The sequence below is a fragment of the Reichenbachiella sp. genome (assembly GCF_965223055.1).
GTDB lineage: Bacteria > Bacteroidota > Bacteroidia > Cytophagales > Cyclobacteriaceae > Reichenbachiella.
The window spans coordinates 411,906-436,072 of the sequence record NZ_CBDCVM010000005.1; the positions used below are offsets into that span (position 1 = coordinate 411,906).

The following is a 24,167-nucleotide window of genomic DNA, read 5'->3' on the forward strand; positions in this document are numbered from 1 at the left end:
AAAGGTAAAAACCCATCCCTTTCATAAATGATTTTTTAGAATAGCTTAGTTTGCTAATCCTTCGAGTCTTGCCAATTGCTTTACAGACTCCTGATATTCTAATGCTCCGTAGAAATCGTCTACGATAGTCTGATAGTTGTCTTTTGCAGAATTAAGGTTACCCGCTTGTTCGTTGGCAATAGCTGCTTTTACCAAATATGTTGGGCTGAACTGCTTGTTTGCATTATAGTCAGCTGCCTTTTCGTATTGGGTAGCCGCATCCGCATAATTTCCTAATTCCATTTGAGCATCACCGATAAGTGAATAAGCTCTGGCTTGAATGATATAATCAGAAGCGCTGAATGCACCTAGGTATCTTACGGCATTTTCGAAATCTCCCAGTTTAAGGTATGTAGCACCAGCATAGTAATTTGCCAGATTTGCTGCATCAGTCATGCCATATTCACTAATGATTTCTAAGAATCCATAGTTGTTTCCATCTCCATTTAAGGCTTTGCCAAGACTATCAGCTTCGAAGTAATATACCGCCTGAAACATATCTCTTTGGGCGTTATCATTTTGCCCTTGGATGTAGTAATTAGCGAACATATATCCAACAATCGCTACCACAATAACTCCTGCGATTACAGATACTAATGTTTTATTCTTCTCTATAAATTGCTCCGTTCTTGAAAACTGTTCAGCAATTGCTTCCGGATTCTCAAACAAATCATGGTCGTGATTCTCCGTACTTTTTCTCTTCTTTGTCATTCTATTTCAAAAATTCTGACCGCAAATGTAGTAATATTTTAAAATCATTACTTATTGCTACAAATTATATCCGTGATTAGTCTTCCAAGAACGGGTAAGACTTATCTGCATACACATCAGTGTAAGCATTTTCTGGTGCCGGATACGCTGATTCTTCAGCGAATTTCACGCAAAGGGCTACCTCTTCTTTCACTTTTTGGTCAATTGTTGTCAATTCGTTTTCTGTTGCCAATTTTTTGCTGAGAATTTCTTTTCTCACCATTTCAACTGGATCTTTTGCCTTGTAAGACTCTACTTCTTCTTTGGTTCTGTATTTAGCCGGGTCCGACATGGAGTGACCTTTATACCTGTAGGTTCTCATTTCTAATAGCGTTGGTCCGTCGCCTTTTCTAGCTCTATCTGCTGCTCTTGCTACTGCATGGTGTACGTCTATTACTGACATACCATCTACAGATTCAGAAGGCATTTCGTAGGCACTACCCAATTGGTCTAAGCCTGTGACGTTCGATGTTCTTTGAACAGAGGTACCCATAGCATAGCCATTATTCTCTATAACGAAGATTACAGGAATTTTCATGGTCATGGCCATGTTCAATGCTTCGTGAAATGCGCCCTGTCTTACCGCACCATCTCCCATGTAGCAGATGCAAAGTTTTCCAGTGTTGTTATATTTTTCTGCGAAGGCGATACCGGCACCTAATGGTACTTGACCTCCTACAATCCCATGTCCGCCAAAGAAACCATGTTCTTTATCAAAAATGTGCATTGATCCGCCTTTACCCTTAGAAATTCCTGTTTCCTTGGCAAATAGCTCTGCCATGATTTTTTTAGGGTCTGTCCCTAAAGCGATTGGATGTGCGTGATCTCTATATGCAGTGATATATTTGTCTCCTTCTTCGAGTGCACTAACGGCGCCAGCAACACAAGCCTCTTGGCCAATGTATAAGTGACAAAATCCCTTAATCTTCTGCTGACCGTAAAGTTGACCCGCCTTCTCCTCAAACTTTCTCATCATCAACATGGACTCATACCATGTCATATAGGTTTCTTTAGAGAATTCGTTTTTGGATGTTGCTTTTGATTTCTTTTTTTCTTTTACACTTGCCATTTCAAAAGTTATTTAAGCGGTTTGACTGAATTAAGTACTTTGGGATTGTCGTTTCGCTCGTTTTTACGAACTGCGAAATTAGTTAAATTAGTAGTTACAGCAAAGCATTATGTTTCTTCAATCACTCTCCTTGCAATATTTTAAAAATTATGAAAAGGCGGAGGTTTCATTTTGTGATCATTTCAACTGTTTGGTTGGGATGAATGGAAGTGGCAAAACCAATGTGTTGGATGCCATTCATTATTTGTCAACCACGAAGAGTGCCTTTCATTCATTGGATTCTCAAAGCATCAACCACGAGGGCCAATATTTTGTCGTAAATGGAGAATTTATGATGGGAGAAAAGATGAATAAAGTGCATTGCAGCCTCAAAAAGAATAGTCGTAAGACATTCAAAGTGGATGATTCGGAATATGAAAAGTTGAGCGAACACGTTGGGAAATTCCCTTTGGTATTGATCGCACCCAATGATGATGAATTGATCCGTGAAAGCAACGAGGTAAGGCGAAAGTTTTTCGATAGCATCATTTCTCAGTATGATTCGGAATACTTGCGTGCACTAATCAAATACAACCATCATCTCAAACAGCGAAATGCACTCCTGAAATCCATGAATGAAAGTGGCAAGGTGGATCAGGTAATGATAGAGACTTATGATAAGCCATTAATTTCGCTTGGAATTGAGATTGCAAAAAAGAGGAGGGCATTTGTCAAAGCGTTTCTTCCTCATCTTCAATCCAATTATGATCAGATTTCTGATAGTAAAGAGCAGGTAGCTATTGTTTATAAAACTAAGGTTTTGGAAAAAGACTTTGCCAGACAATATGCCAAAGGCCTGCAAAAAGATGTGATCACTCAACGCACCAATTTGGGTATTCATCGAGATGAATTTTTATTCGAAATTGACAATCATCTTATAAAAAAATTTGGCTCACAAGGTCAACAAAAATCATTGCTCGTTAGCCTGAAATTGGCTCAATTTGAATTCGTTAAATCTCATTTGGGAATTACACCCATATTGCTTCTGGATGATATTTTTGATAAGCTAGATGACGGTAGAATTTCCCAACTCATGAGCATAATTGGGGCCGAAACTTTTGGGCAAGTTTTCGTGACAGATGCAAGGGAAGAACGAACAAGAAGTTTGCTGCAGGGAAAATTTGAGCCTATGAAAATATTCCGAGTAGAAGGAAATTTGATCGAAGAATTAGATTGATTTTTTGAACTTCAGATAGAATGTGCTGCCTTTGCCTATTTCACTTTCTACGGCAAGTTCTCCTCCTAGTTTGGTCATAAACTCAGAGCACAAAGAAAGCCCAATACCTGAACCTCTCTCAAGCCTGGTCCCCGTGGTATGAACATGGCTGAAAGTGAAAATTTTTTCTAAACGGTCTTTTTCAATACCCACTCCATGATCTTGGATGGCTAATTCGTCCCACTTTTCATTTGAATGAAAAGAAACCTTTACTGTTGTTTGCTCAGGGCTAAATTTGATGGCATTGCCGAGTAGGTTTCTTAACACAATATCCAACATTTCCAGGTCGGCATAGACCTCCGAGCTATGATCAACATGATTCTCTATTTTGATGTTTTTTTCATCAGCCAAATTCTTGAAACCCGCTATACATTTATCAATTTCTCTTCGTAGGCTAATTTCTTGTTTGTTGATTTGAAAGCCATTCATTTGGTTTTTAGTCCAGAAAAGAATTTTCTGAACATAGCCAATGGTACCTGATACTTGTTCTTGAATTTTCTGGAACAGAGCAGTTGAATCTGCAGGAGAGATGGCCTTTTCTTTGAACATGCTTAGTACTGAATTGATGCTATTCAAAGGAGACTGAACGTCATGAGACACTACAGAAAGCAATTTGTTTTTTAGCGTATTGTAACTTTCTGATTCTATGTTTTTTTGCTTCAACAAATAACCATTGGCAAAAGCCTTTCGACTACTTTTTTCAAGTATGTAACCGGCCATTGAAGCAATTACCCAGTTGATCATGACATTGGGAAGTTGTCCGGCATGATAGTCATTTGGGAACCACCAATAGCAATAAATCACATAAATAGCTAAGTATAGTAGTGCCAACAACACTGCGTTGGTAAATCGTAAACCGCTGACTGTAAACACAATATAAATAAGTGTAAATGCGACGTTAGAGAAGAATAGATAGTACATGTCTCCATTGATGTCTTGAGCAAGTACAATAAGGTACATAGTGAGCAAGGCAAGAAACACGAAACTCTGATGATATTTAGGGCCTGTTTTTCCTAGAATGTTTGAGATCAATATTATTAGTGAATAAAATATTAGCATCAGAGACCTTGTAGCTACTGCGTATAATGGATCGTCCATTCTGAAAAACTCTACTACAATGATGTAGACATCGAGGGCCAGCAAAAAGAGGAAAACAATCTTGAATGATTGGAGCGAACTCGGAAAAGCCTTTAGTCTATACTCTTCTTCCAGGCCTTTTTCCAGAAAGTGAAGCGTAAAAAAATTCTGCTTAAAATGTGTGGGCTCCATAATAATTAATCATCGATACTAAAGAGCTGATTGTAGTGGGTAGGCCTATTAGTAATATAATGAATCTAAGCTACATTTTGTATGTAACTAGCTTCTTTTAATCATCCTAACTTTTATGGGTTGATCAGGGCGTAGAGTAAGTAATGGGTTGAATCCTATTTTTTCTGGTGATAGTGGTTTGAGTTGGTAAAATTGAATGAATTGAACCAAAAGAATAGTCATTTCAAAAAGGGCAAAATTATTACCAATACAAAACCTCGGCCCACCTCCGAAAGGTAGGTATTGAAACTTATGTTTGAAGTTGTAATTTTCAAATCTATCTGGATTAAACTCATCTGGGCTTTCCCAATAGTCTGGGTGATGATGAAACTCGTAAATGCTGTTCATCAATTGGCAACCATCCTCGATTTCAAATCCTCCAACTTTATCTTTGCTCTTAGCTTTTCTTACAATGTTCCAAATGGGAGGGTAGAGCCTCATGGATTCTTTGATCACTTGGCCCGTATATTTTAGGTTAGAAAAGTTCATTAAATCCAAGCTGCCAAAACCCTCTAAATCTTTAACTTCTTCAAATAGTCGGTTTTGAATTTCCGGGTGATGAGCCAGCAAATGCAGCGTCCAGGTCATTCCCAATGAAGAGGTTTCATGGCCGGCCACTAAGAAGGTCAGAATCTCATCCCGTATTTGAAAAAAGTCCTTTTCTGCATCAAAATTTTGCAACAATACGTGCAATAGATCTTCAATGTCTTTGCCATGGATGGAGGAGCGTTCCTTGATGGTTTTTTCGATCAATTTATTGGAATCACGCATCATGGCATGATAACGTTGATGATTGGTGGTTGGAATCCATAGTGGCCATTTGAATGGGTTGCGGATTCGATTGACTATAAACTCCTGGCCGAAATTTACGTGATCAGACATTTTAGTGAGAATTTCCTCATCGGAGGAATGTATAAGTGAGTTCAATAAAATGGTAAGCGTCAAGCCATTCATTTCGGTGTCCAGCCTTAGGTCTTGCTGGTCGTCTAAACCAGATAAATACTGCATTCCTGTTTCCCAAACGGTAGGCAACAACTTTCGCAATTCATTTTTGTGGAATGACGGCTGCAGTATTTTCCTGTTTTTATGCCATTCTTCGCCCTCGGAAGTGAGCAATCCATTGCCAAGAACCAAGGCTACCTGTTTATAACCATTGCTTTTTGTATAGTTTTCATGATTAGTGGCTAGTACGTGTTGTGCTTGTTCGGGGTCCGAGATCAGAGCAAATTTTCCGATAGGTAAGTTTAGATCCACGGGAGAGCCATATTGGGCAGCTGCTTCCTTCATGTATTGAATGGGGGAAGCTTGAAATTTTTTGAGATTTTTGAATTTGCTGTTTTCCGGGAAGGCCTTTGGTGGTTTCAATGTTTGCTTTTTGGAAACTAAGATAGTCGATCCATACGGATGAGTAAGTTGTCATTATTTGACATCAGCCTACAATTTTCAATTTTGTTTCTGGATAAGGAAGATAAATGCCCTAGGTTTATGTTGAACCAATTTTTACGACCATGAAATGGATGGCTTCAATTCTATTGACTTCATTGTTTTTTTCCAGTTTTGCACAACAACAACTGAGTGGAGTTCAAGATGGAATAAATAGAGTGAACAATGATCTGCTTACCTCTTGGCTTAATGACATTCGTCCGGACGGTGAAGACCTGTCAAAAGTGGAAGGCTCGCCATACTTTCTGGATGAATGGGTATATGGAAAAGTAGTTTCTGTACGGGGAGAACGTTATGGAGATGTGAGATTGAAGTTGAATCTTTTTCAAAAAGAATTGATGGTCCAGCCTTTAAATTCAAAAGACTCATTTCTTATGGATGATACCAAACTACTTCAATTTGCTTTTGTTGGTCATGACTCTACTCATACCTTCGTCAGAGTACATAAACTTGAAGGTCAAAAACCTGAGCCGTATTTGGACTTTTATCAATTGTTGGTGTCGGGAAACATGAATTTATTGTATCAGCCGATTGTAGAAATTCGTGAACCTCCCAAAACTACCATGGCAACAGCGGGTGGTAGAGGAGCAGGGTTTTATAGCCGAGAAGATAATTTTTATTTATACAATGGAGTCAGCATAGAAGAAATAAAGGGAGCGAGAAAACCTTTGCTCAAAGCGCTAGGAAGGCATCAGAAAGAGGTTGATAGATACATCTCAGAAAACAAACTGAAACCCAGTAAGCCTGAAGACTTGATTAAGATAGTGAGTTTTTATAACCAATTGAATTAGAAATTTTTCCTTTCCAATTCTAAGAGTTTTTGCTTGCGCCAAACCCCTCCTCCGTAGCCAGTCATAGAACCATCAGAACCAATCACTCTATGGCAAGGTATGATAATGGCGATTCGATTGTCGCCATTTGCTGTGGCGACTGCTCGTATTGCTTTCAAATTGTTGATCGCAATGGCTTGTTCTTTGTAGCTCCGAGTTTTTCCGTATGGGATGTCTTGAAGCACTTTCCATACTTTTTGTTGAAATTCTGTTCCTGGGGTCTCCAGAGGAACGGAGAATTTTTTGAGTTTACCTTCAAAATAGAGACTGAGCTCGGAAGTTAGTGAGCCAAAAAATGGACTTTGTCCAGGAATCAATTCTGCTCTAAGATATTTTCTAAGCCTTTCTAACTGTGTTTCTATCATTCTTCGATCCGTAAACTCCAAAAGACAGATGCCTTTGTCTGTAGCTCCTGCGATCATAGGCCCAAGAGGTGTGGGAATGCGTGTGACTGATATTACATTTTTGTATTTGCTTTCTTTTGGTGTGAAACCCGTTGAATTTTTGAAACTATCCAGAAAGCCACTGAGGGACTCAAAGCCATTACTGAAAGCAGATTGAATCACCTGGTCCCCCTGTCTTATTTGCCCAAAAGCATTATTGATTCTCAGAGAGCGTAAATAGGACTGAAAGGTCATGCCATGATTTTTCTTGAACCACCTTCTCACTCTGGTAGGGTCAAGTCCTCGATCTCTTAAATTCTGGTCATTTATTTTGATGTTTGGTGTTTGCTCAATGTCATCAAGTAGTGGCTTTAGCCAAATGGGAACGACACCTTTCATTTCCATCGGATGACAAACTTTGCAAGGTCGGTAACCATGATCTAGTGCCTCTTTAGAATTGCCAAAGTACTCTACGTTTTCAGGCTTGGGCTTTCGTGCATGGCAGGTGGGTCTGCAAAATATCCCAGTGGTTTTGATGGCTGCGAAAAAGACGCCCTCGAAAGAACTATCTTTGTTTACCAATGCATGGTACATGGTATCGGTATCCGGCAAAAGTGATAACTGCATATTCATAAATTTAGCTATTTAGAAGCTAAAGTAGGCGGGTTTAGCAATTCGTTCAACCGAAAAATGGACAAGCATTTTTGAGCGCCCCATTGACGATTGCCCTTGGGGCGCCTTATACAGCTTTTGCTCAAAGCCTATTAGGCTTCTTTTGTTGATACTGCTCTTTTTTTGGAGAGTTTTGGGAACACACTTCCCGTACGGTTTTTGTAGTCCTGATATTTATCTCCCCATTCTTTGATTAGATCTCTTTCTTCTAGATTAATAGCGTAAAACACATATACTGTCCACAATACGGCTAAGAATAGATGTGAAACTGTCATATGTGGAGTACACCACAGCCCAAGCAAAAGACCGGAATAAATCGGATGTCTCACTGATTTATAAAACCCTTTTTCTTTGAAAACCAAAGGAGTATAGTCTTTGCCTATCAAATGGAGATAGACTTGTCTGAGCCCAAATAAATCAAAATGGTTGATTAAGAAAGTCGCCGAAAAAAGAATAGCCCAACCTGAGAAAAACAATCCATAAAGTACATTATAAAGCATTGACCCAGATGCAACATTCCATACTTCGCCACCCAGCGGCTGCCAGAAATAGAATAGAGTGATCAGTGCAAAAAATGTGAAAAGGACATAGGTGCTTCTCTCTACTACAGGAGAAACAAACTGCGTCCACCTTTTCTTGAAAGCGAGCCTAGCCATTACGCTATGCTGTACGCTAAAAAGGAGAATAAGCGATAGGTTGATTCCTATTGCTTTCCAGGTTGATGTCATCGAAGGACCATCGATAGTTTTTGGCACAACCATATCCCCTAAAAATGCAATGAGATAAAGAAGAGCAAACACACCTACCGCATAGCTTGCGACTCCATAGATAAAAAATAGTATACGTTTCATAAGTTTAGATTTTAAATAAATTGAATTAAACTGTTATTCCATTTTTCTCATTTGGCTTGATGCAAATGAACTTAGATGAATAGAAGAGAGCTAATTCTCGAGGTGTACAAGAGGTGTACAAAGGGCAGTTTGATAGGAATCCACACTTATAGTATGAATGCTAATAATGACGAGATTTAGATAAAAAACACAGGTTTCTTGTAAATGCACAAGAATAAAAACTAAATTCAATGATGTCTAATTTGCCTTGTGACATCACTGAACAAGTACTATTTGTATCCATATGTTAGAAAAACATACACATGATGGTCTTTTGAAATTGAAGAATCAAATCATTGAATCTACCTTGGTGGCTGGTGTTTTGGCAGGCATTGTAGCGTTTATTATTAGTTATTTTCCATACACCAGGGAACTCAGGTCAGCCGTTTTTTATAGTGACTTTGCAGTTTTAGCAGCATTAATTTTGATTGTGGCTTATCGCCGAAAGATAAGTCTGTCCTTGAAGGGAATAATTGTAATAATCTGTCTTTGGTTATTGGTGGTAAGTGATACTTTATTGTTTGGGCCCTATTCATTCAACAAAGTATTAATAGTCATTATTCCGTTCTATTCACTTTTTATTTTTGATATTTGGAAAGCAATAATTCTGTACGTGGTATTCCTTCTTTCGTATATTTCGATAGGGTTTTTTAACTGGCACGACACCACAAACCCGGATTTTCTTATTCAAAGAAATGAACAATTTGGGTATTGGTTGGAAAGTGCCATATTGTTAACAGTGTCCTCAGTAGCTATTGTAGTTTTTGCCCAAAAATACAATTCGGCATTGACCTCTTTGGTAGATCATTTGGCAAAAAGAAATCAGGATTTGGAAGAAAGTCAGGCCGAGTTGCAATTGAAGAATGAAAAGCTTCGGACCAATAACAAACAATTGAGGGAATATGCCCACCTAAATTCTCATGTGCTACGTGCTCCACTGGCTCGGTTGCTGGGGTTAGCTCAAATTGTGTCAAAAGATGTGAAGGCGGAAAAACACCAAAAGCTCGTACATGAATTGTTGTCCAGCGCAGAGGAGCTGGATGAAGTAGTTTCTAAAATTAATGAGTCGTTGGAAGATCAGAAGGAAAATTCATCCTCTGACAAATCTGAATAAAAAGGCACTAAAAGTTGATGCTAAAATTCTGTTCCGTGAGTTTGTCGGACGATCAAGCTTCCAAGCCATTTTTGTTTGACAAGATGAACGGCTGCATTGGATGACCACTCAGATCCGAAAAGCTTTTGAATCTGCCTTCCGGTCCAAAGCCTTGAAGCGAAATTTTGATCCCAAATGATTCTATAGGAATGCTCCAGATTTTTTCTATTGAAACGACCTTTATCCCATTTTTGAATGATCATTTCGGACAATAATTTTGCAGAGCGAATAGCCATGGCCATGCCATTTCCACAGAGAGGTGTGATCATGCCGGCGGTGTCTCCACACATCAGTATATGATCATAAATGAGCTCCTTTTTTTCAAATGAAATCTCATTGATTACTTCAGGTTTTTCGAACACAAAATCGGCATTATTCCAAATATTTTTAAGGAATTGATTTTTATGAAGAACTGTGGTTTCCATCTCATCGATGGATTTGTTTTTTAGGTTATTTCGGTGTGATAAATAGCAGAGATTGAATGTACTATTTTCTACCTGACTAATTCCGCAATAGCCGTCTTGAAAATTATGCAGTGCGATTTCTTCAGTCGGTAGGTCTATTTTAATGTGATACTTTACGCCTAGGTAAGGTGATTTTTTAGTCATGAATTTTCTTCTCTTGTCCAGCGCTGATCGCTTGCCGTAAGCACCAATGACTAATTTGCTCTGGTAGCTTTGCCTATTAGCTATGATTTGAAATCCGTCAGTTTCAAATTCAATGGCTGTGACTTTATGGTTTTGAAGAATGGTCACTCCAGCGGCTTGTGCTTGCTGAAAAAGAAAGTGATCAAAAGCAAAACGACTGATACCGAACCCGCCCATTTTCAATGACAAATTGGCCTGCTTGCCCTTGATCGACGTGAGTTTGAACTTGGTAATTTCTGTCGGGTTAATATCAGTTGGAAATAAGCCGTTTCTTACCAAAAATGGTTTGACTTCATTCGAAATATATTCACCACAGACACGGTGAAAGGGATAACTCTTCTTTTCAAACAGGGCAATTTGAAGACCTGCCCGACTTAGCAATATAGCATTTATAAGTCCAGCTAGTCCTCCCCCAACGATTATAACATCGTACATGGGTTAAATATCTTTAGAATTCACCAACAATTCGATGTACTCCTCGTAAAATTGCAATTCAAAACCCAATAGATATGTCAGAGAGTCTTTTCCTTCCAGATACCGATAGTCGTACAGAAAAATACGAAGCATTGATACCTCAAATCGAAGCACTTATTTCTGGTGAATCTGATTTGATTGCCAATTTGGCTAATGTAGCCGCGGCTTTGAAAGAAGGTTTGGGCTTTTTCTGGGTAGGGTTTTATTTGGTGAAGGAGGATGAGTTGGTTCTTGGGCCTTTTCAAGGCCCTATCGCGTGTACAAGAATCAAAAAAGGCAAAGGCGTATGTGGTACAGCTTGGGAAGAAAAACGACCTGTGCTTGTGGAAGATGTAGATCAATTCCCAGGTCACATTGCTTGTAGTAGTGCATCTAAATCCGAGATTGTTTTGCCGGCAATCAAGAACGATGAGGTACAGTTAATTTTGGATATCGACAGTGATCAGTTAGGTGATTTTGATCAAGTAGATCAAACTCATTTAGAGCGATTGATGAAAATCATTGAATCAAAGCTCTAGACTTAAACTTTTCCAAATTTTTCTGGCTAAACGCAGAGGAGGCATCGGCATTTCTTAAGTCCTTGTGCAAGCTTTGGAAAAGTTCAATCACTATATATACTAGTGAATTCCTTACTGGAGAAACGGGTTTCAGTTGTTTTGAATTAAATTCAAGACATGAACCTACAGAAAACCTTCTCGAAGTATTCCGACCTTTCCCTTCTTTTTCTTCGAATTGCCTTTGGCGTACGCTTGATCTGGGGCACGCAGGACAACATGCTTAGTTTCGAGCGCATGCAGGAGTTTGCAACTTTCCTGGAAGCCAATGGTTTTCCACTCCCCATGATGTCGGCCTTTGCGTCGGTTTATCTACAATTTGCAGCTGGCATTTGTTGGATACTAGGTCTGTGGGTACGAGAAGCTGCACTTGTCATGGTGGCCAACTTTGTCATTGCCATCCTCATGGTACACATCGGAGATGCCTATATCAACACAGCACCAGCCATACACTTGCTCACTTTTGCTTTCTTTCTTCTTTGTAGTGGAGGGGGGAAGTATGTGATCAGGAATTAAATTTTTCGCTGTTACATATCGCAAAATTTTATTTTGAAATTTTTCAGAAATTTTGAACTGGTTGATATATTATTGTGAGATTCAATCACAATGAAAACCTAACCTGATTGCTACTGGCTATGCTTGACCAGCTGCTAAAGAGATGCGATCGCTGGTTTTCGACATAAACCAGTTCAAAAAATGAGAATAATACTACTTAGTGCCAACCTGCTATTTGCATCCCTTCTATTTGCTCAAAATCCAAAAAACCCTCCAGCACCAGATACTGATGGAGACACTAGTTCAGCACTGTACGATCAATTTTCAATAGAGCATCTACCTGTTGGTCAGAGTGCTGATCAGCGAATTGCGGCCTTCAATCAGAGTGCCAACAATGAAAATGCTCGACTGATTTATGATAGTTTGATTTGGGAGATTTACAACGAGGAGCGAGATGTGTGGGAGTTGAACTCGGTATACAAGTATATGCGAGATGCAGATGGAAACGTTACATCTTGGCTTTATCAATTATATGATACTGAAACTCAGGCTTGGCTAAACAAAGGCAAATATGAAAAAACATATAATGACGACGGTTTGGAAACGTCTTACGTTCGGTCAACTTGGGACGAAGGCACTTCTGCATGGGCTTTTGAACGTAAAATACTTCAAGAGTATAATGACAGTCAGGTACGCACACTCCATGTGGCATATGATTGGAATGAGGAATATGAGGATTGGGAAGGTGACTTCAAGTTGACTAGGGAGTTCAATGATTCTGGTGATTTGACCGTTGAAGAAAACTATAATGATTGGGATTGGGATACGAAGCTTTGGATTGGGGATTACAGATTTTTAGCGGATTATGATGAAACTGGACTTAGACAGAGCGAAACGTCATCGAACTGGAATATTTTATCAAGTGATTGGGATAACACATTCAAAGTTGAGTTTGTGTATAACGAGAAACATCTGAAAATAGAACAGAACCATTTCTACTGGAATGTGGGAATTGATGATTGGGCTGATAACGGGAGTTATGAATATGAGTATGATGAAAGTAACAGAAATTCTTTGACAATTCAATATTTGGCAGGTGGTGACTATATAGAGAAAATAGAGACTTCATTTCCAAATGACAATGTAAGAAAAATCAACTTCTACGAATGGTCTGAGGGTTCTTGGATTAAAGTAAAGAGACAGGAAGTCCTTGATAGTGAAACAAGCTACGACGACAAAATATATCGTTATGACGAAAATTCTGATGAGTATATTTGGTCTTCAATTGAATACACATATAATGAGGATAAGAACATTCTTTTAGAACTAAATAAATATTGGGATCCTTCTACTGAAAAGTTGGTGAATAGTTCAAAATATGTTCTTGACTACACAGATGATGGACGATATACTAAATATGAAAGATTTGATTGGGATACTGAAAATGAGGCATGGGCTGGGATGATTTCATGGTACTATAATTATGACGAAAGAGGGAAGTGGGTGGAAGAGCAACATTTTTCTGGTTGGAATAGCAATACAAACTCCTGGATAGGAGAAGAGAGAAATACCTATGAGGTCAACGATCACGACAAAAGATTATCAAGAAACTACTATGATTGGGTAGATGGTGGATGGAAGCATACTTATCGGGCGACATATTATCATCATTTGGATTGCTCGAGTAGCAGCACACCTGTTCACAATTATTTGACCTTAGAGGACCAGACGGAGCTTTGTTCTGTGGAGAGTTTGGTAGCCCCAACAGCCATTGGTTGTGGAGGAGATCTGACAGCCACTACCGATGCAGAGTTTCCTATTGAGGCAGTTGGTACTACCGAAGTCACTTGGATATACGACGATGGAAATGGCAATACTTCTACGCAAACACAAAAAGTGATTATTGATCAGAGCTGTCAGCCCCTAAGCGTGGAATTGAATAAGTTGGTGGAAGTCTACCCGAACCCTTCATTAGGCCAAATCAATTTCAAGCAGAAAATTGATGAGGTGGAGGTATTTAATCAAACCGGGCAGCTTGAAATGAAGATTCATTCACCAGGTTCGTCCATTAATGTTTCAAAACTGAAAGCGGGCATTTATTACCTGACGCTAAAGTATCAGACAAATACGGCAAGAGTAAAAATTATAAAAAACTAATCAAACCACAAGCAACAAAAAAGCCCTCTCAACATCGAAAGAATTGAGAGGGCTTGTTTTTTTTAAGTCTTTTGAAAATCTTAGTAACTAAAACTATTCAAGAATTCGATCATCTCGGATTTGAAGTCGGGAAGATCTTTGCCATAGTCTACATATTGCATGAGTTTCTGATCCATATCCACCATTTGCTGCTGTAGTTCAGTGTTTTGATTGACGAATAGAAACTCCAATTCAGGTTTCAGTTCTTTCAAAACATCTACAATATCCAAAACCGATAGGTTCCTTTCAGCCACATTGTAGTCGCCTGCAGGCACGTCTTTTTTCACCACATCTTCAAGGATATTGGCGATTGAGTTGACATGAATGAAGGCTCTTTTCTGATTGCCATTGCCGTTGATTTGGAGTCTGCCATTGAAGTTACATTCAAACACAAACTTGTTGATCACCGCATCAAATCGCATGCTACGGCTGTAGCCATAGACATTCCCACATCGAAGGACAATCGGGTTTCTCTCTTTACTCAACCGCTGAATATGCTCCTCTCCTCTTTGTTTTGAAATGGCATAGTAGGATGAAGGATTCAGCGCATGATCATCTTTGATAGGCTCATCGTCAAAACCATAAACGCCCATGCTGCTGAGGTAAATCACTTTTTTGACATCACATTCTTCTATCGCATAGGTCAGCTCAGCGGTTCCCCAATTGTTGATTTGCTCATAGAAATGCAGGTTTACATTGGCGAATGGTGAAGTGACCTTGGCTGCCAAATGAATGACTACATCTATGCCTTTCATGGCTTTTTTCAGACTTCTGGAGTCCAACAAATCACCCTTTACAAATTCAATGGCAAATGGATTGATAAACTTGTCACCGAGAAACAAATTGTAGTTGCCTCGCATCAAATTGTCATAAACAACAATCTTCTCAATTTCTTTATTACTGCTCAGGTTCTTGATCAACCTTGTGCCAATATATCCGGCACCGCCGGTAATTAATACTTTCATTCTGATTAAACTAAATAGGTGGTTATTTACTTACTAATTCGGTGTGAAGCCCACATTCGGTCTTGTTCATACCATACCATCTGGCCTCCCGCTCCATCATTTCCAGACTTGGCTTTCGAGTACATGGCTCACATCCGATACTGCTGTAGCCTTGCGATTCTAACGGGTGCTTTGGCAGCTTGTACTCTCGGATATAATCAAAGATCATTTTGTTGGTCCACTCCAGCATCGGGTGAAAACGAACAGAGTCAAATTTAGACTTCTCCTCTACCTTCATTTTTGCACGGTTGGCATTCTGATCTCTACGAATACCATTGATCCAAATGTCGTAGTCAGAGAGGAGTCGATCCATGGGCTGCACTTTGTTGTAGTAGCAACATCTGTCTGGGTCCGAAGCAAAAAGCAATTTGCCTTCACTATCTTTTTGAAGACTCTTTGGAACATCCGGTTTGATTTCGATCATATTGAGTCCAAACTCTTCGGCCAACTGGTCCTTGTAGGCCATCGTCTCTGGGAATAAAAAGCCGGTATTCAAACAATACACAGGAATGGAATTATCAATGCGGCTCAACAAGTGCAGCAACACGATACTGTGTGTTTGAAAAGATGAGGTGGTAAATAATTTTTTACCTTCCTCCTGATACTTTATGATATGACTTTTTATTTCATCAAAATCCATCGAGACAGGTATTTAAATAAGTTGCGAAGATATATTAAATGCGCTAATTAGCACTTAAAAGGCTATACTAAACCACAGAGTCTGGAATAAGGTTACAGTCTTTTCATTTTTTGTGGGTGGAAGTTTCAATATTTACAAAAGAACCATTTAAATAGAATGGCGTAACATTGCAATATGAGAGCAGCCGTCTATAGAGTAGAGCATTTCAATGCGGCACATCGCCTGCACAACCCTGAATGGAGTGATGACAAGAACGAGGCAGTTTTTGGTAAGTGTAACAACCCCAACTATCATGGGCATAATTATAACCTTGAAGTTGGATTGTTTGGCGAAATCGATCCTGATACTGGCTATGTTTACGACTTGAAGGAGTTGAGTGATCTGATTGAAGAAAGGGTATTGAATCGTTTTGACCACAAAAATTTGAATTTGGATGTGGCGGAATTCAAAAACCTGAACCCAACAGCTGAAAATATAGTTGTAGTAATCTATAATCTGCTGCGCAGCGAAATTGACGAAAAATACGATTTGAAGATAAAGCTATATGAAACAGAAAGAAACTATGTCGAATACCCCATCGGATGATGTGATCGATGATTTGGATCATGTAGCGACTTCATTTGACACGCCGCTCAGAGCAGATGCCTTTGAGATGGATGATGAACTGAAGATTGAATTGATCGCCAAACATTTCAAAGAAATCATGCAAGTGCTAGGTCTGGATCTGTCAGATGACAGCCTCAACGGAACACCGAAGCGGGTGGCCAAAATGTATGTGCAAGAAGTATTTAGCGGGCTGAATCCGAAAAACAAACCGCATGCACGCCTGTTTGAAAATAAATTCGGATACGATCAGATGCTGGTAGAAAAGGACATTACTTTCTACTCCCATTGTGAGCATCACTTTGTGCCAATCTATGGGAAAGCTCATGTTGCTTACATTTCAAGTGGTAAAGTGATTGGTTTATCTAAGATCAACAGAATTGTACAATACTACGCCAAGCGTCCACAAGTGCAAGAGCGTATGACTGTACAAATCGCTAATGAGCTAAAGAAGGTTTTGAAAACAGAAGATGTGGGAGTAGTAATAGATGCCAACCACATGTGTGTTTCGTCTCGTGGGGTAGGAGATACCAATAGCAAAACAGGTACCGCTCATTTCAGTGGAAAATTTACCAATGAGGATACCAAAAAAGAATTTCTCAACTATATCAATACACCAGCCTAACCCAAATGAAAACCAATGTTGATTCCATCAAATCCATTTTAATTAGAGATCTGACTAGTCTTGAAAAGGAAATTCGTTCTTACCAAAATGAATCTGATTTATGGAAACTAGATGGTGACATTAAAAATACTCCAGGGAATCTAACCTTGCACATTTGTGGAAACCTTCAGCATTTCATTGGGGCTGTGATCGGGAAAGACGGCTATGTTCGACAACGTGAGCAGGAATTTGGGAAAAAGGATGTGCCGGCCGCTGATTTGCTAACCGAAATTGGACGTACCAAAAGCGCTGTAACGTCAGCGTTGAATCTGCTTTCAGATCAAGATTTGGAAAATACCTATCCAATAGAGGTATTTGGCAAACCCATGACTTTTTCTTATTTTCTAATGCATTTAACTGGTCACCTGATGTACCACCTGGGCCAGATCAATTACCATAGGCGTCTATTGGCGTCTTAACGCCAATAAGCTATGTACAGAGTCACCAAACCTACGTTACTTCTTGACAAAAAAAAGGCCATTAAAAACATCAAAACTATGGCTGAAAAAGCCAAGGCCTCAGGCGTCAATTTTCGGCCACATTTCAAAACCCATTTTTCCAAAGAGATAGGTGAGTGGTATCGTGAACAAGGTGTAAAAAGCATTACAGTATCGTCCATCGACATGGCAGTCTTTTTCGCTGGTCATGGATGGGATGACATCACCATAGCGTTCCCTGTGAATATTCTGCAGATGGATGTTCTCAAGCATCTGGCGAAGGCAGTAAAGTTAGGACTGGTAGTAGAATCACAAACTGCGATAGAAGCCATCAACACTGTGATTGAAAGCCCTGTTGATATTTACATCAAAATTGACACAGGTTATCACCGTGTTGGTATTTGGCATGAGAATGTAGATCATATCAAACAGCTTGGAGCCTCGATTGCAGATCATCATCAATTTAAAGGACTATTGGCGCATTTCGGTCACACTTATGCTGAGACCAAAAATGCTGAAATTCAATCTATCTATCACACTGGAGTAGCATCATTAAACGCCCTGAGAGAGCAATTAGACTCGAACCTGAAGATTTCCATTGGTGACACACCTTCTTGTAGTCTGATAGACAAATTTGAAAATATAGATGAGATTCGTCCAGGCAATTTTATTTTTTATGATGTGATGCAAGCGCACATCGGTGCTTGTCAATTCGAAGACATAGCCGTATGCCTGGGAGCCCCAGTGGTTGCCGTTTATCCTGAAAGATCAGAAGTGGTCGTACATGCAGGAGCCGTACACTTGAGTAAGGACAAGCTTGATGATGAACAAGGTATCTACTTTGGAAAAGTGGTCGCATTGGAGGAAAAAGGCTGGTCAGCTCCTATCAAAGGCTGTAGAGTAAAAAGTCTTTCACAAGAGCATGGAAAAATCTCTGTACCTAAAGACCAAATAGAAAAAATCAAAATAGGTGATGTACTTGGCATTCTACCTATACATTCTTGTTTGACTGCCAATCTCATGCAAGAGTATGTGACGCTTAGAGGAGAGAAGATTGGAACGATGCATTTATAGCATCAATCCAGCATATTATGATCTAACAAAAACTGAAGCGTCTCACAAGCAGCTTCGTCTACCGGCTTATAATAGACGCCGATTTCATGGCGGCTTTTTTTGTTGTCAAATTTGAGTTCTTTATCCACATTTTCAACTACAAACTTTCTAGAAAACCCTTTTGTAAAACCAAAGAAGTATAGCATTTTGGTAGGAAACAATTTCCGAGGAAAAGGAAATGTTTCACCAAACTTCGCATGCAATGTGTTGGCTATGTCGAGCATGGATTTGGTTTCGCTCACAAGCATAAATCTACCTTCTGCATATTGGTCTTGCGCTGCGAAAATGTGCGCTTGAGCCACATCTCGTACGTCCACGAACCCATACTGCACATTAGGGACACCTGTTTTGTAAGTGCCATTCGCAATTTTCTTTATAAAGTCGAAGCTACCAGACTTACTATTATTAGTTAGGGACGGGCCTAAAATGATGGCTGGATTGAGCGCAACCATTTTCCATCTACTTTGCTCGTCATGAATGCGCCAAGCCTCTCGCTCTGCTACCGTCTTGGAGAAAGCCAAGGGTTGGTGTTTGAGATTACTGGACTTGTTCCAATATTGTTCAGTAAAAGTTTTTTCTTTAGTCGTTTCTATATCAGAGACATCTCCATATATGGCAGATACAGCACTCGTAAATATGACTTTTCGAACAGAAGATGTCTTATTGACCATTTCCAGTACGTTTCTGGTGCCTTCAAAGGAAGGGTCAATCAATTGTTTTTGAGGGTTGTTGATCCCACTCAACAAATAAGGTGAAGCTGTATGAAAGACGATATTGCAACCATACATCGCTGCTTTGAAGCCATCTGGTTCGAGTAGATTTGCCTCTAAAATATCTAAAGATCCTTTTGAGTTTTCGGCTATTTTTTGGAGATGCTTGTAATTGTCTTCATTATCTAAGTCTCTAACTGTGATTCTAACTTTGTACCCGTCTTCCAAAAGGTATTTGACGAGCCAAGAAGCCATAAACCCAGCCCCCCCAGTTACCAATATGGGTAATTCTCGACAGAGAATATGGGGGTTAATTTCTTCTTCTTCGACCTGTTGTAACATGGAACTCAAAAATTAACGATAAGCTAAGAAAGTTCCTAATGTTAGAAGAGCATAAACAAAAAAAGACAACCAATTGGTTGTCTTTTTTTGTGATCACATTATTGCTTAACAATTATCTTCAATATCCTCAAGCTGATCTTCTAAGTAATCAATTTGATCATCAATGTCGTCTTCATCAAACCCTGTAACATCTTCATTCGAAGCAATACAACTCTTGTTGTCCTCCCAAAAATCAATATAGGCTTGGAGCGCGTCTTCACAATCACTACAATCTATATCTGAATCATAACACTCATCAAAATAGTCATCATATAAGTCTTCTGAGACGTCTTCTAAATCCGCTATGTTACAACTATCGTCATCGCTACAGCTGGTAGTAAATAATAAAAAGCCGAATAGGCTAAAGAGTAGTAATAAATATTTCATGGTTCGTATAATATTCGATTAAAAGATTTTATGTACAAAGGAAGATGAACTCCTTGAATATTGGAATACCAAGAAATAAGTATATTTTAGATAGGTTCAGGAACAGGGTCAAAAAAAAGGCAGCACAAAGGCTGCCCGGATTCAGTTGTCAAAAGCTTATTCACATTGATCTTGGACATCGTCCAATGTGTCTTCTAACTCATCAATAAAGTCTTCGATATCATCCTCATCAACATCTTCTATTTGAGAAGCACAATCTTTATTACTTTTTAGAAAGTCAATATAATCCTCTATAGCATCTTCACAATCATCACAATCACCTTCTATCCAACAGGCATCGTAATAGTCATCATAAAAATCTTCATCTTGGTCTTCAAGTGCATCGATGTCGCAATCATCATCGTCACCACAGGCAGTAGTGAATAATAAAAAGCCGAAAAGGCTAAAGAGTAGTAATAAATTTTTCATGGTTCATTTGTTTAGTTTAAGAATGGAGTTACTTAAAAATACCCATTTTATCCTAGAATTGGAAGATAGCATGATGAACTTGGATGTTATTCAGACTAGTTTCTCTAAAATTGTATGAAGAAAACCAGTTAGAAAACAGTAGTTCTAAACAATAGCTCAAAAGAATATGGTCAGTAGTTTAGTAAAAAGGATTGGGAATTGTGGCCTTTTAAGTTTGGCTTTATTATTTACCATGGCCTGCCATGAACAAAATAAAAACAAAGTGTCTACTGCTGAATTAATGAAGTCTCGAGAGATAAAGAAAATTTCTGAGGCTGAAATTCTGCAAAAAGGAGGTGAAATTGGAAATGAACTTTTAGAGCAGATACAAACTATCAGCGGTTCAAATTTGACCATTGGCTCAAAGTTGTGTGAAATAAGTAAATGGGAAGAGTTGGACTCTATTGCGACTAATTATCAGGCAGACATTCAAAAAATCAATGTAAACTCTCCTATTAGCTCCGAACTAGAGGTACAATTGTTGTCAGCCTATCAATACAATTTAGAAAACTACTTGAAACCAACACCTTCGGTTCAAAAGTTAGATGCCAAAACGGTCCTCTATGCCTATCCTATAGACACCTCCAGCAACATTTATAAATATTGTCTGGACAGCGCCGAACGCATTCGGGCAGAAATGTGGAGTATAAAAATACCTATCAAGGAAATTATCAAGCAGCTTTAGAGCCTTTTTTTGTCAACTAAAAATCCAACTCCTACGGCTATCAAAACTACAGGCCAATAATCTCTGAATCGAATATCGAAATACTCAGGAAGCCAAAAGATCATACCAAGAGCAATGAAAAAGAGCCCTCCTCTTGCATTTCCAGAGAGAAACTGATAAAGGCCAATAAGAACAAGTACCATCTGCCACGTAAAAAAGTAGTAAGGAATTTCCCAAGGCAATAATCTTAAATTGTCTAAAAGAAATAAGACGCCAATTAAGATAAAAATGGCACCTAGAGAAGATCGTTTGTCGCGAGGAGTCATGTTTTTTAGAGTTAAGATAAAAAAAATAGCGAAGACTGTTTGCCTTCGCTATCTCTGTTTAGCTTTTCCAAAGTTTTAAACCATAGTAAAGCAGAGCCTATAAATTGATATTATTTAGAAGCAACCACTATTACGTCTAAAGTGAACTCGTTTGAGATGGCCTTGTCACCCAAATCATCAAAGAAACTTGGCGATCCATATCTTACATCATATTTAGTTCTGTCTACTGCGATTTTGGCAGTAGCAGTTGCTTTTCCATCCTCTACATTTAGTTCAGCAGGAAATGTGACAGAAGAAGTTTTTCCTTTGATTGTTAAGTCAGCTGTTACATCATATTTTCCTTTTGCAGATTTTTTTACATCAGTAATTTCAAGCGTTGCAGTTTTGTAGGTTTCCACTGCAAAGAAATCGTCAGATTTCAAATGACCCTCGAGCTTAGCTCTCCACTCACCTTCTATATCTGTGTTGGCAATCGTGGTCATATCAATTTCAAAAGACCCACCTTTCAGCTCAGAGTTATCAATTTCCAATGAGCCTTTAGAGATATTCACTGTGCCTGTGTGACCACCGCTTACTACTTTAGTGGCAGTCCACACTACGCTACTTTCCGAAACGTTGGTTTCATAAGTGGCAGTTGTTTCAACAGGATTAATGTTCAATCCAATAGCTAATAATAGTACGTTTAACATGTTTGATAAATAGTTTGGTAAAATATATGTCTATACAATAGTTGTAATTACAAATATAACGGCCTTTGAATTATAAGGTTCCGATTTTATAATTTTTTTTCAAATTCTTAATAATTACAAATTAGATTTTGAAATATTCAATAAAGCTGCTTTGAGATAACTAATTAAATAGTACGATCGTATAGTTGATTCAATTTGGCTTATCTTTGCAAGCTTAAAACAATACACACTAGATCAAAACAAAAATGACGAATACAGTATTAGCATTTGGGATGCCTGGCGGATGGGAACTTGTAATTATAGTTTTGGTTATTATTCTTCTCTTTGGTGCGAAAAAAATTCCTGAATTGGCTAAAGGTTTAGGTAAAGGAATTAGAGAATTCAAGGATGCGTCTAAAGAAATTAAAGACGAAATCCAAGAAGGAATCAAAGACGACAAAGAATAGTTTGAACACATACGATTCATTGTCTCGAATTCAATCAGACATTGATTCGGGCAAAATAGACTGTGTAGGGTTAGTCAACCACTACCTTTCCAATATTAATAAAAATAAACACCTTAATGCGCTTACGGCAGTTTATGCAGATGACGCATTATCTACAGCAGCCACAGTTCAGCAAAAAATCAAAGACGGAACGGCCGGCCGATTGGCAGGTATGGTATTCACAATCAAAGATGTTTATTGTCATGAAGGGCATGAACTTCAATGTGGAAGCAAAATTCTAGAAGGATTCGAATCCCAGTTTACAGCTACATGCGTCCAGCGATTGTTGGATGAAGATGCCATTCTTATAGGAAGAAACAACTGTGACGAATTTGCCATGGGCTCTTCGAATGAAAATTCGGTTTTTGGACCGACAATCAATGGTTCAGGTGAAAATCGTGTGCCAGGTGGGTCATCTGGTGGTTCGGCAGTAGCAGTACAGGCGGATATGTGCTTGGTATCCATTGGATCCGATACTGGAGGATCTGTTCGCCAGCCGGCCGCCTATTGCGGCATTGTTGGTTTCAAACCAAATTATGGAAGAATTTCAAGGCATGGTTTGTCGGCTTATGCCAGCTCATTTGATTGTGTGGGTATCTTGGCCCATTCTATAGACGATACGGCCTTAACCTTAGAGATCATGGCAGGAGCGGACGAATATGACACCACGGTTTCTCATACAAATGTCCCTTCTTATTCAAAAAAAACAGAATGGAATGGAAATGCCAAAATAGCATGCTTTGACAATACCCTTTCTCATGAAGGTATAGATGAAGAAATAAAAGTAGCCACCAGTCATGCTTATGATAAACTTCAGGATTTGGGTCATAGCGTCGATCATCTAGGTTTCGACTATTTGGATCATGTATTGCCTACTTATTATATCCTAACCACAGCAGAGGCCAGCACCAACTTGTCCCGTTATGATGGTGTGCGCTACGGATATAGGACTGACAATGCTCATGATCTAGAGTCTATGTACAAAAAATCTCGCTCAGAAGGATTTGGTGATGAAGTAAAAAAGAGGATCCTTCTGGGAACCTATGTCTTGAGCGAAGGCTTCTACGATGCGTATTTCACCAAAGCTCAAAAAGTCCGTAGGTTGATCAGAGATGAAACGAAAAAGATTTTCGATAATCATGACTTTATCGTTTTGCCAACAGCACCTACAACAGCTTTTGAATTGAATAGCCATAACAGAGATCCTTTGGAAATGTACCTTGAGGATATATTTACCGTTCAGGCCTCATTGGCAGGACTTCCAGCCATCTCTTTGCCTAATGGAAAGGATAAAAATGGCATGCCTATTGGAATTCAGGTGATAGCTAATACTTTTGAAGAAGAAAAACTGTTATCTTTTTCAAAGTACTTGGTAGATCATGTACTGGCCAAATAAACA

At 39.0% G+C, this 24,167-nt stretch carries 27 protein-coding genes; 13 read left to right on the top strand and 14 right to left on the bottom strand.

Annotated elements, in window-relative coordinates; translation table 11 throughout:
- Positions 1-45: 45 nt before the first annotated feature.
- On the bottom strand, positions 46-750 hold the full coding sequence (locus ACOQO5_RS04710) for a tetratricopeptide repeat protein (protein ID WP_420580534.1): 705 nt from the start codon (positions 748-750) through the stop codon (positions 46-48).
- A gap of 76 nt (positions 751-826) precedes the next feature.
- Complete coding sequence (gene pdhA, locus ACOQO5_RS04715; protein WP_420580535.1) at positions 827-1,858, bottom strand: pyruvate dehydrogenase (acetyl-transferring) E1 component subunit alpha; 1,032 nt, start codon at positions 1,856-1,858, stop codon at positions 827-829.
- A gap of 109 nt (positions 1,859-1,967) precedes the next feature.
- Here pdhA and recF point away from each other — a divergent pair, with 109 nt between their 5' ends.
- Positions 1,968-3,074 (top strand): DNA replication/repair protein RecF, encoded by a 1,107-nt coding sequence (gene recF / locus ACOQO5_RS04720; RefSeq protein WP_420580536.1) that lies wholly within the window; start codon positions 1,968-1,970, stop codon positions 3,072-3,074.
- On the opposite strand, the gene ACOQO5_RS04725 is transcribed toward recF, so the two are convergent.
- Complete coding sequence (locus ACOQO5_RS04725; protein WP_420580537.1) at positions 3,066-4,382, bottom strand: sensor histidine kinase; 1,317 nt, start codon at positions 4,380-4,382, stop codon at positions 3,066-3,068. The genes recF and ACOQO5_RS04725 overlap by 9 nt on opposite strands.
- An 87-nt stretch (positions 4,383-4,469) precedes the next feature.
- Positions 4,470-5,786, bottom strand: coding sequence for a cytochrome P450 (locus ACOQO5_RS04730; protein ID WP_420580538.1), 1,317 nt, complete (start codon positions 5,784-5,786; stop codon positions 4,470-4,472).
- 143 nt (positions 5,787-5,929) lie between these two features.
- Between ACOQO5_RS04730 and ACOQO5_RS04735 the strand changes: the two genes are divergently transcribed.
- Positions 5,930-6,655, top strand: coding sequence for a hypothetical protein (locus ACOQO5_RS04735; protein ID WP_420580539.1), 726 nt, complete (start codon positions 5,930-5,932; stop codon positions 6,653-6,655).
- Here the strand turns inward: ACOQO5_RS04735 and ACOQO5_RS04740 are convergent.
- Complete coding sequence (locus ACOQO5_RS04740; RefSeq protein WP_420580540.1) at positions 6,652-7,704, bottom strand: bifunctional transcriptional activator/DNA repair enzyme AdaA; 1,053 nt, start codon at positions 7,702-7,704, stop codon at positions 6,652-6,654. The genes ACOQO5_RS04735 and ACOQO5_RS04740 overlap by 4 nt on opposite strands.
- A gap of 137 nt (positions 7,705-7,841) precedes the next feature.
- Positions 7,842-8,600, bottom strand: coding sequence for a methanethiol S-methyltransferase (gene mddA / locus ACOQO5_RS04745; RefSeq protein WP_420580541.1), 759 nt, complete (start codon positions 8,598-8,600; stop codon positions 7,842-7,844).
- Positions 8,601-8,883: 283 nt separating this feature from the next.
- On the opposite strand from mddA, the gene ACOQO5_RS04750 reads away from it, so the two are divergent.
- Positions 8,884-9,753 (top strand): hypothetical protein, encoded by an 870-nt coding sequence (locus ACOQO5_RS04750; RefSeq protein ID WP_420580542.1) that lies wholly within the window; start codon positions 8,884-8,886, stop codon positions 9,751-9,753.
- Positions 9,754-9,773: 20 nt separating this feature from the next.
- Here ACOQO5_RS04750 and ACOQO5_RS04755 read toward each other — a convergent pair whose 3' ends face one another.
- Positions 9,774-10,874, bottom strand: coding sequence for an NAD(P)/FAD-dependent oxidoreductase (locus tag ACOQO5_RS04755; protein WP_420580543.1), 1,101 nt, complete (start codon positions 10,872-10,874; stop codon positions 9,774-9,776).
- A 74-nt stretch (positions 10,875-10,948) separates the two neighbouring features.
- Here ACOQO5_RS04755 and ACOQO5_RS04760 point away from each other — a divergent pair, with 74 nt between their 5' ends.
- The 3 genes from ACOQO5_RS04760 (at position 10,949) to ACOQO5_RS04770 (ending at position 14,119) form a co-directional block, all read left to right on the top strand.
- Positions 10,949-11,431, top strand: a complete 483-nt coding sequence (locus ACOQO5_RS04760) for a GAF domain-containing protein (protein WP_420580544.1) — start codon at positions 10,949-10,951, stop codon at positions 11,429-11,431.
- A 156-nt stretch (positions 11,432-11,587) separates the two neighbouring features.
- The gene (locus tag ACOQO5_RS04765) at positions 11,588-11,983 is read left to right on the top strand and encodes a DoxX family protein (protein WP_420580545.1); all 396 of its coding nucleotides are present in this window, start codon (positions 11,588-11,590) and stop codon (positions 11,981-11,983) included.
- A gap of 180 nt (positions 11,984-12,163) precedes the next feature.
- Entirely contained in the window at positions 12,164-14,119 is a 1,956-nt protein-coding gene (locus tag ACOQO5_RS04770; RefSeq protein ID WP_420580546.1) for a T9SS type A sorting domain-containing protein, read from the top strand.
- Between the two features lie 80 nt (positions 14,120-14,199).
- Here ACOQO5_RS04770 and ACOQO5_RS04775 read toward each other — a convergent pair whose 3' ends face one another.
- Both ACOQO5_RS04775 and ACOQO5_RS04780 read right to left on the bottom strand, forming a co-directional pair.
- Complete coding sequence (locus tag ACOQO5_RS04775) at positions 14,200-15,123, bottom strand: NAD-dependent epimerase/dehydratase family protein (RefSeq protein WP_420580547.1); 924 nt, start codon at positions 15,121-15,123, stop codon at positions 14,200-14,202.
- A 22-nt stretch (positions 15,124-15,145) separates the two neighbouring features.
- Positions 15,146-15,802: a phosphoadenylyl-sulfate reductase gene (locus ACOQO5_RS04780; RefSeq protein ID WP_420580548.1), complete on the bottom strand. Its 657-nt coding sequence runs from the start codon at positions 15,800-15,802 to the stop codon at positions 15,146-15,148.
- Between the two features lie 174 nt (positions 15,803-15,976).
- Here ACOQO5_RS04780 and ACOQO5_RS04785 point away from each other — a divergent pair, with 174 nt between their 5' ends.
- The 4 genes from ACOQO5_RS04785 to ACOQO5_RS04800 are packed head-to-tail and all read left to right on the top strand — an operon-like array spanning position 15,977 to position 18,580.
- Positions 15,977-16,387, top strand: a complete 411-nt coding sequence (locus tag ACOQO5_RS04785; protein ID WP_420580549.1) for a 6-pyruvoyl trahydropterin synthase family protein — start codon at positions 15,977-15,979, stop codon at positions 16,385-16,387.
- The gene (gene folE, locus ACOQO5_RS04790; RefSeq protein ID WP_420580550.1) at positions 16,347-17,030 is read left to right on the top strand and encodes a GTP cyclohydrolase I FolE; all 684 of its coding nucleotides are present in this window, start codon (positions 16,347-16,349) and stop codon (positions 17,028-17,030) included. The genes ACOQO5_RS04785 and folE overlap by 41 nt, the downstream gene beginning before the upstream one ends.
- Positions 17,031-17,035: 5 nt before the next feature.
- Positions 17,036-17,488 (top strand): DinB family protein, encoded by a 453-nt coding sequence (locus ACOQO5_RS04795; protein WP_420580551.1) that lies wholly within the window; start codon positions 17,036-17,038, stop codon positions 17,486-17,488.
- Between the two features lie 12 nt (positions 17,489-17,500).
- Complete coding sequence (locus ACOQO5_RS04800; protein WP_420580552.1) at positions 17,501-18,580, top strand: alanine racemase; 1,080 nt, start codon at positions 17,501-17,503, stop codon at positions 18,578-18,580.
- Between the two features lie 2 nt (positions 18,581-18,582).
- Here the strand turns inward: ACOQO5_RS04800 and ACOQO5_RS04805 are convergent, their stop codons facing one another.
- From ACOQO5_RS04805 to ACOQO5_RS04815, 3 genes are all read right to left on the bottom strand, one after another.
- Positions 18,583-19,671, bottom strand: coding sequence for an NAD-dependent epimerase/dehydratase family protein (locus tag ACOQO5_RS04805; protein WP_420580553.1), 1,089 nt, complete (start codon positions 19,669-19,671; stop codon positions 18,583-18,585).
- A 105-nt stretch (positions 19,672-19,776) separates the two neighbouring features.
- Positions 19,777-20,097 (bottom strand): hypothetical protein, encoded by a 321-nt coding sequence (locus ACOQO5_RS04810; protein ID WP_420580554.1) that lies wholly within the window; start codon positions 20,095-20,097, stop codon positions 19,777-19,779.
- A 156-nt stretch (positions 20,098-20,253) separates the two neighbouring features.
- Complete coding sequence (locus ACOQO5_RS04815) at positions 20,254-20,565, bottom strand: hypothetical protein (RefSeq protein WP_420580555.1); 312 nt, start codon at positions 20,563-20,565, stop codon at positions 20,254-20,256.
- Positions 20,566-20,797: 232 nt separating this feature from the next.
- On the opposite strand from ACOQO5_RS04815, the gene ACOQO5_RS04820 reads away from it, so the two are divergent.
- Positions 20,798-21,289 carry a hypothetical protein gene (locus ACOQO5_RS04820; RefSeq protein ID WP_420580556.1) on the top strand — a complete coding sequence of 164 codons (492 nt, stop codon included), beginning with the start codon at positions 20,798-20,800 and terminating at the stop codon, positions 21,287-21,289.
- Here ACOQO5_RS04820 and ACOQO5_RS04825 read toward each other — a convergent pair.
- Both ACOQO5_RS04825 and ACOQO5_RS04830 read right to left on the bottom strand, forming a co-directional pair.
- A complete protein-coding gene (locus ACOQO5_RS04825; protein WP_420580557.1) occupies positions 21,286-21,594 on the bottom strand; it encodes a LiaF transmembrane domain-containing protein in 309 nt (102 codons plus the stop codon). The genes ACOQO5_RS04820 and ACOQO5_RS04825 overlap by 4 nt on opposite strands.
- Positions 21,595-21,704: 110 nt before the next feature.
- Positions 21,705-22,283 (bottom strand): YceI family protein, encoded by a 579-nt coding sequence (locus ACOQO5_RS04830; RefSeq protein WP_420580558.1) that lies wholly within the window; start codon positions 22,281-22,283, stop codon positions 21,705-21,707.
- A gap of 245 nt (positions 22,284-22,528) precedes the next feature.
- On the opposite strand from ACOQO5_RS04830, the gene tatA reads away from it, so the two are divergent.
- Together tatA and gatA are read left to right on the top strand one after the other, a co-directional pair.
- On the top strand, positions 22,529-22,729 hold the full coding sequence (tatA, locus tag ACOQO5_RS04835; RefSeq protein WP_176214756.1) for a twin-arginine translocase TatA/TatE family subunit: 201 nt from the start codon (positions 22,529-22,531) through the stop codon (positions 22,727-22,729).
- 1 nt (position 22,730) lies between these two features.
- Positions 22,731-24,164, top strand: a complete 1,434-nt coding sequence (gene gatA / locus ACOQO5_RS04840; protein WP_420580559.1) for an Asp-tRNA(Asn)/Glu-tRNA(Gln) amidotransferase subunit GatA — start codon at positions 22,731-22,733, stop codon at positions 24,162-24,164.
- Positions 24,165-24,167: the final 3 nt, after the last annotated feature.